We start from the raw sequence: 15321 nt of genomic DNA on the forward strand, positions 1-15321 counted from the left end.
AATTTGCGCAGAGTGTAGCAGAACTCGGGAGAGTATTTGAGCCCAGACTGCACTGAAAACAAAAATGCTCACCGAAGTGAGCATTTGTATCGTGTCAGTAATCGAATTACTGCAGACCGAGTTTCTTCTCTAGGTAGTGGATGTTCGCACCACCATGTTGGAAGTTTTCGTCGTTCATGATGCTTTCTTGCAGCGGAACGTTGGTCTTGATGCCTTCGATGATCATCTCACCGAGTGCGTTCTTCATGCGAGCAATCGCAACATCACGGTTTTCACCAAATGTGATCAGCTTACCGACCATTGAGTCATAGTGCGGTGGTACTGTGTAGCCCGAGTAGATGTGCGACTCCCAACGAACGCCCATACCGCCCGGTGCGTGGAAGCGGTCAATTTTACCTGGTGAAGGTAGGAAGCGCTCAGGGTCTTCTGCGTTGATACGACACTCAATCGCATGGCCGCGGATCTTGATGTCATCCTGAGTGAATGACAAAGGCTGGCCGGCTGCTACACGAAGCTGCTCTTTGATCAGGTCAACGCCCGTCACCATTTCTGTTACTGGATGTTCTACCTGAATACGCGTGTTCATTTCGATGAAGTAAAATTCGCCGTTCTCGTAAAGGAACTCGAAAGTACCCGCACCGCGGTAACCGATTTCCAAACAAGCACGCGTACAACGTTCACCAATGTATTTACGCATTTCTGCTGTGATACCTGGAGCTGGCGCTTCTTCAACCACTTTCTGGTGACGACGCTGCATAGAACAGTCACGTTCACCTAGGTGGATAGCACCGCCTTGACCATCAGCAATCACCTGTACTTCAACGTGACGTGGGTTTTCTAGGAATTTCTCCATGTAAACCATGTCGTTGTTGAATGCTGCTTTTGCTTCTGCACGGGTCATAGCGATAGCTTCTACCAGCTCAGCTTCAGAGCGAACCACGCGCATACCACGACCACCGCCACCACCAGAGGCTTTGATAATGACTGGGTAGCCAATACGTTTCGCGTGAGCTTTGTTTTTCACTTCATCATTGTCAAGTGGGCCATCAGAGCCCGGTACACAAGGCACACCTGCTTTTTTCATCGCAGTGATGGCGGATACTTTGTCACCCATGATGCGAATGGTTTCTGCCTTTGGACCGACAAAAATAAAGCCGCTACGCTCAACTTGCTCAGCAAAGTCAGCGTTCTCAGATAGAAATCCGTAACCTGGGTGGATAGCGACTGCACCTGTTACTTCTGCTGCTGAAATAATGCGTGGAATGTTTAGGTAGCTATCGATACCGCGAGCTGGACCGATACAGATTGCTTCATCAGCAAGAAGTACGTGTTTCAAATCACGGTCTGCTGTTGAGTGTACGGCAACGGTTTTGATGCCTAATTCTTTACATGCGCGAAGAATACGAAGCGCAATTTCGCCTCGGTTCGCGATGACTAATTTATCTAACATAAGAGACAGCCTCTATTATTCGATAACAACAAGTGGTTGGTCGAATTCAACTGGCTGACCATCGTCAACTAGGATTGCAGTAACTACACCAGATTTGTCTGCTTCGATTTGGTTCATCATCTTCATTGCTTCAACGATACATAGAGTTTCACCAGCTGTTACTGATTGACCTACTTCGATGAATGCTTTCGCGTCTGGGCTTGGAGCACGGTAGAAAGTACCGACCATTGGAGAAAGAACTTGATGACCCGCTGGTACTGCTGCTTCTGCCGCTGGAGCAGGTGCTGCTGCCGGTGCCGCCGCAGGAGCTGCTGGTGCCGCTGCAACTGGTGCTGGTGCATATTGAATTGGAGCTGGTGCCGCTGAACCGTTACGGCTGATTCGTACCGACTCTTCACCTTCAGAGATTTCTAGCTCAGCAATGCCAGATTCTTCAACTAACTCGATAAGCTTTTTGATTTTACGGATATCCATCTTTTCTTTCTCTTTTATCTTGTGAATAAGACAGCTCTAGTGAGCTGCAGAGTGTGTTCATTTACTGTGATAGTAATAAGCTACTGTGCCTGCAATGTGTTTACGGCAGCAGACAAAGCGAATTCGTAACCTTGTGCACCTAGACCGCAAATCACACCTTGCGCCTTATCAGATAGATAAGAGTGATGGCGGAAAGACTCGCGTGCGTGCACGTTAGATAAATGTACTTCAATAAATGGGATTGAGACGCCGAGTAGGGCATCCCGCAGCGCAACACTGGTGTGGGTAAATGCAGCTGGATTGATGATGATGAAGTCAACTTGTCCAAAGGATTCGTGGATCTTCTCAATCAATTCATATTCGCGATTTGATTGCAGATGCTCTAGCTCAACGCCAGCTTTGTGGGCTTGCTCAGTCAAAGTGTCGATAATCTGTGGTAAGGTCTGAGAACCATAATGACCCGGCTCGCGTAGACCTAACAGGTTTAAATTTGGACCATTTAAGACAAGAATGCGTGATTTAGCTGTCATTGTGCTGCCATCTTCCTACTTCATGATATGAAATAGAATCTTCCCATGATATTACTGACTCAGCGTAATTATATTGTAAAAATTTACGCTAGATCTTTAAAATAGACCCAGATTATAGCTAATTCAGTACATTTAGCAGCAATTTACTGGTCTAATCTCCTGTGGTGAAGACAAAAAACTGCTACCAAGGTAACAAATTTGACCGCTTTACCTTGGACTTTAGGTCGCTAGATATGTTCCAACCAATAAAAAAGCCGCCACAAATGTGACGGCTTAGTCTTGCTTACTATTTCTACGCAAGTTCAGCTTTTTCGGCGATTAACTTATCAACAACGCTTGGATCAGCCAGTGTTGAGGTGTCACCTAAGTTGCTGGTATCACCAGTGGCTATCTTGCGTAGGATACGACGCATGATTTTACCGGAGCGAGTTTTCGGCAGTGAGTCAGTCCAGTGCAGCACGTCCGGCGTAGCGATTGGTCCAATTTCTTTACGTACCCAGTCCTTTACTTCTTTGTGCAGCTCTGCTGATGGGAACTCACCATCGTTAAGTGTAACGTAAGCGTAAATGGCTTGACCTTTGATGTCATGCGGGATGCCGACAATTGCTGCTTCTGCAATCTTATCGTGGGCAACCAAAGCCGATTCAATTTCTGCGGTCCCCATACGGTGACCGGAGACGTTCAGTACGTCATCAACACGGCCAGTGATCCAGTAGTAGCCGTCTTCGTCACGACGAGCGCCATCACTGGTGAAGTACATGCCTTTGAACGTAGAGAAGTACGTTTGCTCAAAGCGCTCATGGTCGCCGTAAACGGTACGCATTTGGCCTGGCCATGAATCAAGGATCACCAAGTTACCTTCAGCTGCGGTCTCTTCAATGATGTTACCCATGTTATCGACTAACGCAGGTTGTACGCCAAAGAATGGACGAGTGGCCGAGCCAGGTTTTAGTGCCGTAGCGCCTGGTAGTGGAGTGATGAGGATGCCACCGGTTTCGGTTTGCCACCAAGTATCGACAATCGGAGATCTCTCATTACCGATCGTCTTGTAGTACCACTCCCATGCTTCTGGGTTAATCGGCTCACCCACAGAGCCCATGATGCGTAGGCTGTCACGAGTAGTGCCATCTACCGCTTCATTGCCTTTTGCCATCAACGCGCGAATCGCGGTTGGCGCAGTGTAAAGAATATTGACTTGGTGCTTATCAACGACTTCACTCATGCGGTTGGTGTTCGGGTAGTTTGGTACCCCTTCGAACATAATGGTTTTTGCACCATTAGCTAGAGGGCCGTAGATAAGGTAAGTGTGGCCGGTTATCCAACCTACGTCAGCGGTACACCAGAAGGTTTCACCTGGTTGATAGTCGAAGACATATTTGAAAGTCATGGTGGCGTAAACTAGGTAACCGCCTGTGGTGTGAAGGACACCTTTAGGTTTACCGGTTGAACCTGATGTGTAGAGGATGAAAAGTGGATCTTCCGCTTTCATCTCTTCTGGTGGGCAATCATCTGAAACAGATGACGTTGCTTCATGCCACCAAACATCACGATGCTCATGCCAGTCAATATCACCACCAGTGCGCTTCAGCACTAGTACTTTATCGATCGTTTTCACTTCTGGGTTGGTCAATGCTTCATCGACGTTCTTTTTCAGCGGAACCGCTCGACCACCGCGCACGCCTTCATCGGCTGTGACAACGACTTTGGCGTCTGAGTCAATGATACGTCCCGATAGTGCTTCTGGAGAGAAACCACCGAAAACAACCGTGTGGACTGCACCGATACGAGTACAAGCCAGCATAGCAACAGCCGCTTCAGGTACCATTGGCATGTAAAGACACACGACGTCGCCTTTACGTACACCTTGCTCTTTTAGAGCGTTAGAGACACGGCACACTTCTTTGTGCAGTTCGTTGAATGTCAGTGTTTTATCGTCTGCTGGGTCATCACCTTCCCAGATGATTGCCACGTCGTCACCGCGCTCAGCTAGGTGGCGGTCAATACAGTTGGCAGAGACGTTGAGGGTACCATCTTCAAACCAGCGAATATCGACATGGCCTGTGTCAAATGACGTGTTTTTTACTTTGGTGAAGGGTTTGATCCAATCAACAATCTTACCGTGCTCACTCCAGAATCCTTCTGGGTCAGAGACAGACTGTTGGTACATGGCGAGGTAGGTGTCATTATCCGCATGGGTATTTGTTTTGATATTGTCCTTTACCGGATAAATATGGGCTTCACTCATTGTTTCTCTCCTTGAGCTTAATTCTGCTCGAATCAAGCAAGTGCTCGTTTAAAACGTTTTCACGTTTGTCGAAAATCCCTATATCTATCACTTTCTAGCACCTAGCTTGATTCGACAATTAGACTTTAGGATGAGAGAGCGGATTCTGCTTATTAATGACGCTGTTATGTTTGATTTTGCGATTTGGATCGACGGAATGATTAGCGAGTGTAGGGGAAATTCAAACTGGGTAGATCTCCCTTAGTGAGGCGAACAAACACTAAAGCAGCAGATATAGCGTCTTGCAAAGCGTCGTGCTTACTCTGCATCGGTAAATCGAGATGCTTGCAAATGGCTTCTAGACTCAGATCGAAATAGGCGTTAGGTAAGTGTTTCTCCAGTTTGTCGTGGTAAATCTGACTGACCTCAATCAAAGGGTTGGGAAGAGGGAACCCTAGTTGACGTTTGCAAGCTAAGTCTAGGATCTTCTTATCATAGCGAATGTGGTATCCCACCAGTGGTCGGTTGCCGACAAAAGCCAGTAACTGGGTCAGTGCCTGTTTTTCATCAATACCATCGGCCAGATCTGAATGGCGAATCTGATGGATCTTGACCGAATTAGAATCCAGCGATTGGGGAGCTCTTAATCTCACTTCGAAAGGTTGGCTGGTGATGATGCGGTTGTCGATGATTTTGGTCGCTGCTATGGTGACCAATTCGGCGCGCTTTGGATCTAAGCTGGTGGTTTCACAATCGAGCGAAACATACTCACCCTTTTGGACTGAGGCAAACATGGGCTGATAAGGAGAGCCCTTCAATTTGTGATACCAGTAGCGGCGCTGAATCCAGTTCATTATTAGTCCCGAATTTGATAGTGGTAGCTAAGGAACTGTTTGAATTTTTTGACCACATGCAGGCTGTGGCGCAGTAAGTCACGTTCCGTGCGTTCAAGCAGTTTGAGGTTGATGCGGTTGTGGCTATGTTGATTCGCGACCTGTTGGCTCAGACGGAGTTTGAAGAACAGCTTCAAAGCTTCATTGAGGTTATCCGCGGTTTCCGGCTCTAAGATGCGTTTGTTACGCAATGCTTCAATCCGGTCAAAGGTGTTGTTTTCTTCTAAGCCATATTCCAGCGCTAGGGTGCGAATCCCGTGAACGATTGGGAAAATACCGCCACTTTTCAGATCGACGCCTTGTTTGTCCGATTTGACGTTGCCAAACAGAGTCAGTGGCAGAGAGAACTGCAACGCGGGTCGAGTGAAGTCCTGTAGCGCCAGCATATTATTCAGCATCAGCCCTTTGAGGTGTTGTCGCACAGGAGTGAGCAACGTCTTGTTGCCAGCGACCGCGTGAGCATCGGTGAAAATGGCCAGATCCATGACGTGCTCAGCAGAAGAAGGCTTAGACCAACGTGTTAATGTTGTCTGCCAGTCACACTGACTTTTCACCCATTTCGGGTTGTTGACCATCACATTACCTGGGCAAAGTGGGTAGCCTAGTTGTTGTAAAGTGTGGGTCAGTTGAGCCATAACGGTGTCGCACTGAGGCCAGTCCAATCCGTCTCTGATAATCAATGCATTGTCTTGGTCGGTTTTTAAGATCTGTTCCCCGCGCCCTTCTGAGCCTAAAACGATCAGACAGCAATGATCGTGAAGGGCAGGAGGAACAATCAGCTCAAACGCTTTTTCGATAATTTGCTCGTTGACCGCAGAAATCAACTCCATGATAAAACGGGTACGAATGCCATTTCCTAGCAGGCTATCGACTAACTGACGTTGGCGATTGGACGCCAATGCCAGTTCTTCGATGCTGGAAGCGCGGGCTATGCTTAAGGTTAATACATGAGAATGGGTGGAAAAGGCACTGAGAATCTGGGTCATATCCAGCATACCGACCGCTTCTTTACCGTCCGCCACCATGACCCGCTTCATACGCTGACGAGTCATCTTTATCATCGCGTTAAATAGAAAATCGCCATCGTCGACGTGAACCACCGGAAAGGTTGCAATCGCGCTGACCTGAGTATCCAGCGGATGATCGTCAAGCATTACGGCATGCAGCATGTTGGTTCGGGTGACGATAGCGAAAGGCAGCTGATTTGGATTGTTGGTCAAGCGTGGGTCGTCGTCATGAAGCCTGACCAAAGCGGCATCAATTCCATTCTGCTTTAATACCTGAGTGACCTCATTAAGTGGCTGCTCAGTGCTAAGAATCATCGGAGGGTGATAGATATCGCGGTCAACTTTAGTGAGAATAAACTCGGCCAGATTCTGTTGTTGTTGGGCGGCTTCAATCAATTGCTGTCGTTTGGCGAGATTGTTATCGAAATAGGCCGCAAACTGGCCATTTTCGTTGTATAGCTCAAGAAAGACCGCTTTAGGCAGCAGATAGGTGAGCGTATCTTCCAGCGCAACGTAGTGATGGCGGACTTTACCTTCAAACAGCGCGCGTACATCAAATAAGTCATCATTGGCGTAATGGGCGAATACTTCCTCTCCATTAGCACTGCGCTCCTCTACAGCGCCTTTAATCAGAATATGCAAGTGCTGGCTTTCTCCATCGGTCGCCAGCAACACTTCTTTATCTCGGAAGTAGGCAACATCCAACGAAGCACGTAGCTTGTTCTGCTGTCTTTCGTCGAGACGATCAAACGGTGGAGAGTGCATGTTGAATTTATCTGGCATACCGGACCCGCGTGAGAAAAGAAACCATGCTTTAAGTGTGACAAGTTTCCTTTTAAGTGCCAGACGACTTTGGTCGAATTACTCTAATTTAGGATGGTTGTGCGGAAACAGATTGGTGAGTAATCTTCCCTTTTTATTCAGCAAGTAAGCAGAGATAATGCAGCATCCGCTCTCATATCGCATTCAGAGGTCATAATGCTCAATCCGTCTCCCTACGGCTGGATATCTCAATACTTTGTCGGATTCTTTTTTGCCTATGGTGTCTATCTGCCATTCTGGGCGTTGTGGTTTGAAGAGCAGGGCGTTTCCGCCACAGATATCGGCTTATTAGTCGGTATTGGTTTTGCGACTCGCTGTGTCGCCAATATGGTGCTAACGCCACGTATCCATAAAGTTGAGCACCTGATGCCCGCGCTGCGCTGGTTGAGCATTGCAGCCCTAATTTTTATCGGTTTTCACTTCTTTACCGGTGGTAGCTTTTGGTTGATGGCGGGTGCCACTGTGCTGTTTAACCTTTGCTGTGGGCCGATTGTACCGCTCTCTGACGCGATGGCGAACTACTATGCGCGGCTTAAGATGCTCGACTATGGGCGTGCTCGACTGTGGGGATCTGTGGCCTTTATTGCAGGTTCGACTGTAGTCGGCTATCTGGTGGCCAAATTCGGCACTGATATGATTTTGTATACCGCGCTAGCGGGGGTATTTTTTGCCATTTTGGTCGGGATGCGTAACACCAATCCGATGCCTGTCACGACGGAAGAAGAGCAGGCAGAAAGACCGAAATTGACCGATCTACTAAAGGAGTCTTCCGTCTTGAAGTTCCTCGCTCTGGCGGCTTTGATTCAGGGCAGTCATGCCGCTTACTACAGTTTTAGCTCAATATACTGGAAAGAAGCCGGGCATTCTGAAGATATTATTGGTTATCTGTGGAGCCTAGGTGTGGTGGCGGAAGTTGCAGTTTTCGCCTTAAGTAAACGCCTGTTTGCCGGTTGGTCTTTACGTGCACTGTTCTTAGTTGCTGCTATTGGCGTCGTGGTTCGCTGGGGGTTGACCGCTTCGACAACGGTACTGATAGGGCTTGTCTTAATCCAATTACTCCATGGTGTGACGTTTGCCGTCGCACACATCGCTGCTATTCAATACATCCAGCATTCGGAGCCAAGAAAAATGGTCGCTCTTCAAGCACTGTACAATGCGATTCCGCTCGGTGCATTCATCGCTCTGATGACCGCCTTGAGTGGCTGGGGGTATGAGAATTGGGGTGCGAACGTTTTTTGGGCGATGGCAGTGATGGGCATTCTGGCACTGTTTATTCGTGTTGAACCAAAACGTGAGCGTGCCTCGGTTATCGACGTTAAAGCACAGAATTAAGCGGAACTGTTTGAGTTCAATTCGCTTCCTTAGTTAAATGAAACCTCTCCAATATGGAGAGGTTTTTGTTTGTATAAATAACGCAGCAGACTTCAATACGATAAGGAAATCAGATGCAAGGCTGGCTAGTGATCACCGTATCACTGATGTACCTCGGACTCCTCTTTTTCATTGCTTGGTATGGCGATAAGCAGCATCGTTGGCTAGCTCGCTGGCGGCCGTGGATCTACAGTTTGTCGATTGCGGTCTACTGTACGTCGTGGACCTTCTATGGCACGGTGGGGCAGGCCAGTAACAATCCGTGGTCATTCCTCCCGATTTACATTGCACCTATCTTGGTGTTCACCCTTGGATGGCGAGTACTAGCTCGCTTGATCATTACCGCTAAGCGCGAACACATCACATCGATTGCCGACTTTATTGCTGCTCGCTATGGTAAATCTCAGGGTTTAGCCGTCGCCGTCACGCTGATTGCCGTGGCGGGGATCTTGCCCTACATCGCCTTACAGCTGCGTGGTATTACCATGGGGTTGGAGATCGTCTCTCCGGAATTACCGGAAGCATTTAACGCTCAGGGCATGGATGTATCTTGGTTTGTGGTTGGTGCATTGGCGATATTTACCATGTTGTTCGGTACGCGCCACATCGACAACACAGAACACCATCGCGGAATGATGATGGCAATAGCATTTGAGTCGATCGTCAAGCTGGTGGCATTCCTCGCCGTTGGGTGTTTCATCCTCTATTTGGCGCTCAATCGCAGCGACATTGAGCTGATGTCGATTGCCTCTGACACCTATCAATCACCAAACCTGCCGACATTATTTATTCATACTGTGCTGACCATGATGGCGATTGTCTGTCTGCCGCGTCAGTTCCATACTATGGTAGTGGAAAACGAGCGCGCGCAGGACTTGCATACGGCGCGCTGGTTATTCCCCGTGTATCTGGTGTTGATGGGGATCTTTGTTTTGCCTATTGCTTGGGTAGGGCAGGGGCTGCTTAGTAGTGCGAGCCCTGATACGTATGTGATTAGCTTACCGATGGCCGTAGGTGCACAGGATATTGCTTTGTTGGCTTTTCTCGGTGGGACGTCTGCCGCTAGCGGCATGGTTATTGTCTCGACCATTGCGTTAGCCATCATGGTGTCGAACGATTTGGTGATGCCGCTGTTGCTGCGCCGAATGAAGCTTGCTCAGCGAAACCACCGCCACTTTTCAGGCTTATTACTGGTTATTCGACGTGGTTTGATTCTATTGCTGTTACTTGGTGCATGGGGCTTCTATCAGGCACTGGGCAATATTCACTCTCTATCGGCAATTGGTTTTCTTTCATTTGCGGCGATTACACAGTTTGCTCCTGCTCTACTGGGGGGAATGTACTGGCGAAATGGTAACCGAAAAGGGGTCTATGTTGGCCTCGCGTTTGGTTTTGGTTTATGGCTTATTACCTTAATGAGTCAGACCGATATGCTGGCAGGCGATGCCAACAGTAACTTCCTTTTGTGGCTCGTGACACCGCCAGAGGTTTTGCAGGCAGCTGGTATTAAAGGTTCTGACTGGGGAATTGTCCTCAGCGTGACGGTCAATGCGCTGTGTTATGTAGTGGTCTCATTAATGACACGTTCAAGTCTGAGTGAGCGTTTGCAGTCGGCGTCTTTTGTCGGTACGCCAATGCCAGAAAGTGAGAACATCAGCCTCTACCAAAGCCGCGTGACGGTGGGAGAGCTGGAAATGCTAGCTGCGCGATTTGTTGGTCGACAAAGGGTGCGCATTGCGTTTGAGCAATACTGGGCCCAGCAACACGAAACTATGCTGCCAAATCAGCAGGCACCCGCCAGTTTAATCCGCCACACGGAACGGGTGTTGGCTGGCGTCTTTGGCGCCTCTTCAGCAAAGTTGGTCCTGACCTCTGCCCTACAAGGGCGCAACATGCAACTGGAAGAAGTCGCGACCATTGTCGATGAAGCCTCTGAGTTGTATGATTTTAGCCGCGGGCTTCTCCAAGGGGCAATTGAGCATATTGGCCAAGGCATTGCGGTGGTTGATAAGCAGCTTCGTCTGGTGGCATGGAACCAACGATATCTGGAACTGTTTGTATTTCCTCAAGGGTTGATTCAGGTGGGCAGGCCGATAGCGGATGTGATTCGTCACAATGCGGAGCAAGGCTTATGTGGCCCCGGTGACCCAGAAGACCATGTCCGTCGCCGTATCTATCACCTTGAACAAGGCACCCGTCATACTTCTTCACGAGTTCGGCCTGATGGTCGGGTTATTGAAGTGCAGGGCAACCCGATGCCCGGCGGTGGTTTTGTGATGAGTTTTACTGACATTACGGTGTTCCGTGATGCAGAGCAGGCACTGAAAGACGCTAACGAAAGTTTGGAAGAACGGGTGCATGAACGAACTCAAGAGCTGGAGCAACTCAACAAACAGCTGGTCTCTGCCACTCAACGTTCCGAGCATGAATCTCAGTCGAAATCGCGCTTTCTTGCGGCGGTCAGTCATGACCTGATGCAGCCACTCAATGCCGCACGCTTATTTGCTTCATCATTGTCTGAGGTGGCACAAGAAGAGGAAACCAAGCGCCTCTCCAAGCATATTGAAAGTGCTTTGGAGGCCGCTGAAGATCTGATCGGTGACTTGCTTGATATCTCTCGGTTGGAATCAGGCAAGCTTGATATTAATGTGCATGGCTTTGCAATTAATGACGTTCTCTCCAATCTAAACGCTGAATTCAGTGCATTGGCAAAACAGCAGGGGATTGAGTTTGAGATGGTGCCAAGCCAGCTGATTGTTCAATCTGACCCGAAACTGCTGCGCAGGGTGGTGCAGAACTTCCTGACCAATGCTTTCCGTTACAATCCCAAAGGCAAGGTGGTGCTAGGGGTAAGGCGGGTAGGTCAACAGGCGAGGATTGAAGTGTGGGATAACGGCACCGGTATCGATGAAGACAAACAGCAGGAAATTTTTGAAGAGTTTACCCGCGGTAGTCAGGTTCGTTCGGATCAGGGGCTTGGACTTGGTTTAGCGATTTCGAAAGGCATCGCCCACGTGCTGGGTCATCAGATTGCCATGCGATCTTGGCCAGGTAAAGGTAGCGTGTTCTCAATTACGCTCAATCGTAGCAATGAAGCTTTGGTACAGCCGCAAGCAGCGCCTTCAGCTGCCGTCTCTGATCTTAGTCACCTTAATGTACTCTGTGTTGACAATGAGCCGGAAATCTTGGTCGGGATGGAAAACTTGCTGGCGCGCTGGGGATGTGATGTACGCACGGCGACTGACTTGGTAACGAGTTTGAAGTGTCTAGACGAAGAGTGGCTGCCTGATGTAATTCTCTCTGATTACCGCTTGGATAATGGTCGCACTGGGCTTGAAGTTTTACAGCAATGTCGACTGCGTTTAGGAGATAGTTTTAAAGGTGTGATCATCAGTGCGGATCGAACCAACGACATGATGGAGGGGATTAAATCTAACGGATTTAGCTTTATTCCTAAGCCAGTCAAACCGCTCAAGCTCAGGGCAGTCCTCAATCGGGTGTAACTGAGAATAAAGGCTCGCTGCATTAACTCACATCGAGCCATTACAGTGTGCTATTTTCTGAGTAATATTTCTTCTACTCTGTGATCTTGGCCTTTTTTCAAAATCAGCTGAGCACGCCCTTTGGTCGGTAATATATTGGCTGTTAGGTTAATGCCATTGATGGATTGCCAGATTGAATGTGCTTTTTCTATCGCTGCTTTTTCTGTGAGTTCTGTGTAGTGGCTAAAGTAAGAACCAGGTTTGGTAAATGCGCCGAAACGGAACTTTAAGAACCGTTCTACGTACCACTGCTCAATCACATCGCTTTTTGCATCAACGTACAAAGAGAAATCTAAGAAATCGGAAACAAATACACGATGGGGATCATGAGGGTAGTCCATCCCACTTTGAAGTACATTCAACCCTTCAATGATCAACACATCAGGTCGGTCAACGACCTTTACCTCATCGGTAATGTCATAAGTAATATGCGAGTAGACCGGAACTTCGAGGTTGGGCTTTCCGGCTTTTACATCAGAAACAAACTCTACCAAACGCTTGATGTCATAAGACTCTGGGAAACCTTTACGATGCATGATCCCGCGATCATTGAGTATTTTTTTCGGGTACAGAAAACCATCTGTCGTCACCAGTTCGACTTTGGGGTGGTTTTCCCAACGGGATAGCAAAGCTTTTAATAAGCGAGCCGTAGTGCTCTTACCGACCGCAACACTGCCTGCAATACCAATGATAAAAGGTGGCGCACTTTCTTGATTGCCGAGAAAGTTGTTCAGTACAGAATTGCGACTTTGCCTCGCTGCGATATATAAGTTGAGAAGTCGCGCCAATGGCAGATAGATCTCAACAGCTTCTTCCATCGTCAGGCTTTCATTGACGCCTTGTAGCTCGATAAGATCCTCTTCGGATAGCGTCATAGGGACAGAATTACGTAGTTCTGCCCATTGTTGACGGTTAAAAGAGAGATATGGCGTCATAGTCTTCCTAACTGAGATTCGCGATAAGAGCTGCGAAAATACAACAACCTGTGCAAATTGCCAAATGACAAGGCAAGGAAGAGGCCGTTTTGTCGATGGTTTTGTGTGATTTTTCAGCAAACAAACCGAAAGTGGATAAAATCTGGTTTTTTTTTAATTTAGCTATTGCAAGGTCGATAATCCTTCAATAGAATGCGCACCACTTATGCCGACTTAGCTCAGTAGGTAGAGCAACTGACTTGTAATCAGTAGGTCACCAGTTCGATTCCGGTAGTCGGCACCATTTCTCCTTTTATGAGAGGAATGGATGAAAAATTTGGAGGGGTTCCCGAGTGGCCAAAGGGATCAGACTGTAAATCTGCTGGCACTGCCTTCGATGGTTCGAATCCGTCCCCCTCCACCATATTCTTAAGGAAATAGCTCTCAGAGTTACGTGTTGCGGGCATCGTATAATGGCTATTACCTCAGCCTTCCAAGCTGATGATGCGGGTTCGATTCCCGCTGCCCGCTCCACTCTAATTTGAGTGCTGATATAGCTCAGGTGGTAGAGCGCATCCTTGGTAAGGATGAGGTCGGCAGTTCGAGTCTGCCTATCAGCACCAGCTCTAAGCAATGTTTCCTTTTGATACTTTCTTTTAACTAAACTACGTTTAGTGATTAAGAGAAGTTTATCACCAAGACTTTTTGGTTGCGTGGTCATCAAAGCCACCTAAATCCGTACCTAGAGGGACAACTCATGTCTAAAGAAAAATTTGAACGTACGAAACCGCACGTAAACGTTGGTACTATCGGCCACGTTGACCACGGTAAAACAACTCTAACTGCTGCAATCTGTACAACTCTWGCTAAAGTGTACGGCGGTGAAGCGAAAGACTTCGCATCAATCGATAACGCTCCAGAAGAGCGTGAGCGCGGTATCACAATCGCAACATCTCACGTTGAGTACGACACTCCAACTCGTCACTACGCACACGTAGACTGTCCAGGACACGCNGCTAAAGTGTACGGCGGTGAAGCGAAAGACTTCGCATCAATCGATAACGCTCCAGAAGAGCGTGAGCGCGGTATCACAATCGCAACATCTCACGTTGAGTACGACACTCCAACTCGTCACTACGCACACGTAGACTGTCCAGGACACGCGGATTATGTTAAGAACATGATCACAGGTGCTGCACAGATGGACGGTGGTATCCTAGTTGTTGCTGCGACAGATGGCCCAATGCCACAAACTCGTGAGCACATCCTACTAGGCCGTCAGGTTGGTATCCCATACATCATCGTATTCATGAACAAATGTGACATGGTTGACGATGAAGAGCTACTTGAGCTAGTAGAAATGGAAGTTCGTGAACTTCTATCTGAGTACGATTTCCCAGGTGATGACCTACCAGTTATCCAAGGTTCTGCACTAGGCGCCCTAAACGGCGAAGAGCAGTGGGAAGCGAAAATCGTTGAGCTAGCAGAAGCACTAGACAACTACATCCCAGAGCCAGAGCGTGCAATCGATCAGCCATTCCTAATGCCTATCGAAGACGTATTCTCAATCCAAGGTCGTGGTACAGTAGTAACTGGTCGTATCGAGCGTGGTATCCTAACAGTAGGTGACGAAGTAGAAATCGTAGGTATCAAAGAGACTACAACAACTACTTGTACAGGTGTTGAGATGTTCCGTAAGCTTCTAGACGAAGGTCGTGCGGGTGAGAACGTTGGTGCACTTCTACGTGGTACTAAGCGTGACGAAGTAGAGCGTGGTCAAGTACTAGCGGCTCCTAAGTCAATCAACCCACACACTAAGTTYGAGTCAGAAGTATACGTACTTTCTAAAGACGAAGGCGGCCGTCATACTCCGTTCTTCAAAGGCTACCGTCCACAGTTCTACTTCCGTACAACTGACGTAACTGGTAACATCGAGCTACCAGAAGGCGTAGAAATGGTAATGCCAGGCGATAACATCAAGATGACTGTAGAGCTAATCGCACCAATCGCAATGGACGAAGGTCTTCGTTTCGCGATCCGTGAAGGTGGCCGTACAGTAGGTGCTGGTGTTGTTGCTAAGATCTTCGACTAATT

General features: G+C 48.2%; 10 protein-coding genes and 4 tRNA genes. 7 read left to right on the plus strand and 7 right to left on the minus strand.

Annotation, left to right across the window (positions count from 1 at the left end):
• Positions 1-106 precede the first annotated feature (106 nt).
• From accC to L1D15_RS14315, 6 genes are all read right to left on the minus strand, one after another.
• Positions 107-1450 carry an acetyl-CoA carboxylase biotin carboxylase subunit gene (gene accC, locus L1D15_RS14290; protein WP_239876218.1) on the minus strand — a complete coding sequence of 448 codons (1344 nt, stop codon included), beginning with the start codon at positions 1448-1450 and terminating at the stop codon, positions 107-109.
• Between the two features lie 15 nt (positions 1451-1465).
• Complete coding sequence (gene accB / locus L1D15_RS14295; RefSeq protein WP_239866936.1) at positions 1466-1924, minus strand: acetyl-CoA carboxylase biotin carboxyl carrier protein; 459 nt, start codon at positions 1922-1924, stop codon at positions 1466-1468.
• Between the two features lie 80 nt (positions 1925-2004).
• The gene (gene aroQ / locus L1D15_RS14300) at positions 2005-2454 is read right to left on the minus strand and encodes a type II 3-dehydroquinate dehydratase (RefSeq protein ID WP_239866934.1); all 450 of its coding nucleotides are present in this window, start codon (positions 2452-2454) and stop codon (positions 2005-2007) included.
• A 292-nt stretch (positions 2455-2746) separates the two neighbouring features.
• Positions 2747-4699, minus strand: coding sequence for an acetate--CoA ligase (gene acs, locus L1D15_RS14305; protein WP_239876219.1), 1953 nt, complete (start codon positions 4697-4699; stop codon positions 2747-2749).
• A 200-nt stretch (positions 4700-4899) separates the two neighbouring features.
• A complete protein-coding gene (locus L1D15_RS14310) occupies positions 4900-5532 on the minus strand; it encodes a 3'-5' exonuclease (RefSeq protein WP_239876220.1) in 633 nt (210 codons plus the stop codon).
• Positions 5533-5534: 2 nt separating this feature from the next.
• Entirely contained in the window at positions 5535-7361 is a 1827-nt protein-coding gene (locus L1D15_RS14315; protein WP_239876221.1) for a DUF294 nucleotidyltransferase-like domain-containing protein, read from the minus strand.
• A 195-nt stretch (positions 7362-7556) separates the two neighbouring features.
• Here L1D15_RS14315 and L1D15_RS14320 point away from each other — a divergent pair, with 195 nt between their 5' ends.
• Positions 7557-8732, plus strand: a complete 1176-nt coding sequence (locus tag L1D15_RS14320) for a 3-phenylpropionate MFS transporter (RefSeq protein WP_239876222.1) — start codon at positions 7557-7559, stop codon at positions 8730-8732.
• 113 nt (positions 8733-8845) lie between these two features.
• Positions 8846-12274: a PAS domain-containing hybrid sensor histidine kinase/response regulator gene (locus tag L1D15_RS14325; protein WP_239876223.1), complete on the plus strand. Its 3429-nt coding sequence runs from the start codon at positions 8846-8848 to the stop codon at positions 12272-12274.
• A 50-nt stretch (positions 12275-12324) separates the two neighbouring features.
• Here the strand turns inward: L1D15_RS14325 and coaA are convergent, their stop codons facing one another.
• Positions 12325-13248 (minus strand): type I pantothenate kinase, encoded by a 924-nt coding sequence (gene coaA / locus L1D15_RS14330; protein ID WP_239838035.1) that lies wholly within the window; start codon positions 13246-13248, stop codon positions 12325-12327.
• Between the two features lie 207 nt (positions 13249-13455).
• On the opposite strand from coaA, the gene L1D15_RS14335 reads away from it, so the two are divergent.
• The 5 genes from L1D15_RS14335 to tuf all read left to right on the plus strand — a co-directional run bounded on the left by L1D15_RS14335 (position 13456) and on the right by tuf (position 15319).
• Positions 13456-13531: transfer RNA gene (locus L1D15_RS14335), tRNA-Thr, on the plus strand.
• Between the two features lie 35 nt (positions 13532-13566).
• Positions 13567-13651 (plus strand) — tRNA-Tyr (locus tag L1D15_RS14340).
• A 35-nt stretch (positions 13652-13686) separates the two neighbouring features.
• Positions 13687-13761, plus strand: a tRNA-Gly gene (locus L1D15_RS14345).
• Between the two features lie 13 nt (positions 13762-13774).
• Positions 13775-13850 (plus strand) — tRNA-Thr (locus L1D15_RS14350).
• Positions 13851-13984: 134 nt separating this feature from the next.
• The gene (gene tuf, locus L1D15_RS14355; protein WP_239876224.1) at positions 13985-15319 is read left to right on the plus strand and encodes an elongation factor Tu; all 1335 of its coding nucleotides are present in this window, start codon (positions 13985-13987) and stop codon (positions 15317-15319) included.
• Positions 15320-15321: the final 2 nt, after the last annotated feature.

The organism is Vibrio sp. Isolate25 (assembly GCF_022398025.1).
GTDB lineage: Bacteria > Pseudomonadota > Gammaproteobacteria > Enterobacterales > Vibrionaceae > Vibrio > Vibrio coralliilyticus_A.

Coding starts and splice junctions, on each gene's coding strand:
- accC (WP_239876218.1), bottom strand. CDS start 1,450: ATGTTAGATAAATTAGTCATCGCGAACCGAGGCGAAATTGCGCTTCGT.
- accB (WP_239866936.1), bottom strand. CDS start 1,924: ATGGATATCCGTAAAATCAAAAAGCTTATCGAGTTAGTTGAAGAATCT.
- aroQ (WP_239866934.1), bottom strand. CDS start 2,454: ATGACAGCTAAATCACGCATTCTTGTCTTAAATGGTCCAAATTTAAAC.
- acs (WP_239876219.1), bottom strand. CDS start 4,699: ATGAGTGAAGCCCATATTTATCCGGTAAAGGACAATATCAAAACAAAT.
- L1D15_RS14310 (WP_239876220.1), bottom strand. CDS start 5,532: ATGAACTGGATTCAGCGCCGCTACTGGTATCACAAATTGAAGGGCTCT.
- L1D15_RS14315 (WP_239876221.1), bottom strand. CDS start 7,361: ATGCCAGATAAATTCAACATGCACTCTCCACCGTTTGATCGTCTCGAC.
- L1D15_RS14320 (WP_239876222.1), top strand. CDS start 7,557: ATGCTCAATCCGTCTCCCTACGGCTGGATATCTCAATACTTTGTCGGA.
- L1D15_RS14325 (WP_239876223.1), top strand. CDS start 8,846: ATGCAAGGCTGGCTAGTGATCACCGTATCACTGATGTACCTCGGACTC.
- coaA (WP_239838035.1), bottom strand. CDS start 13,248: ATGACGCCATATCTCTCTTTTAACCGTCAACAATGGGCAGAACTACGT.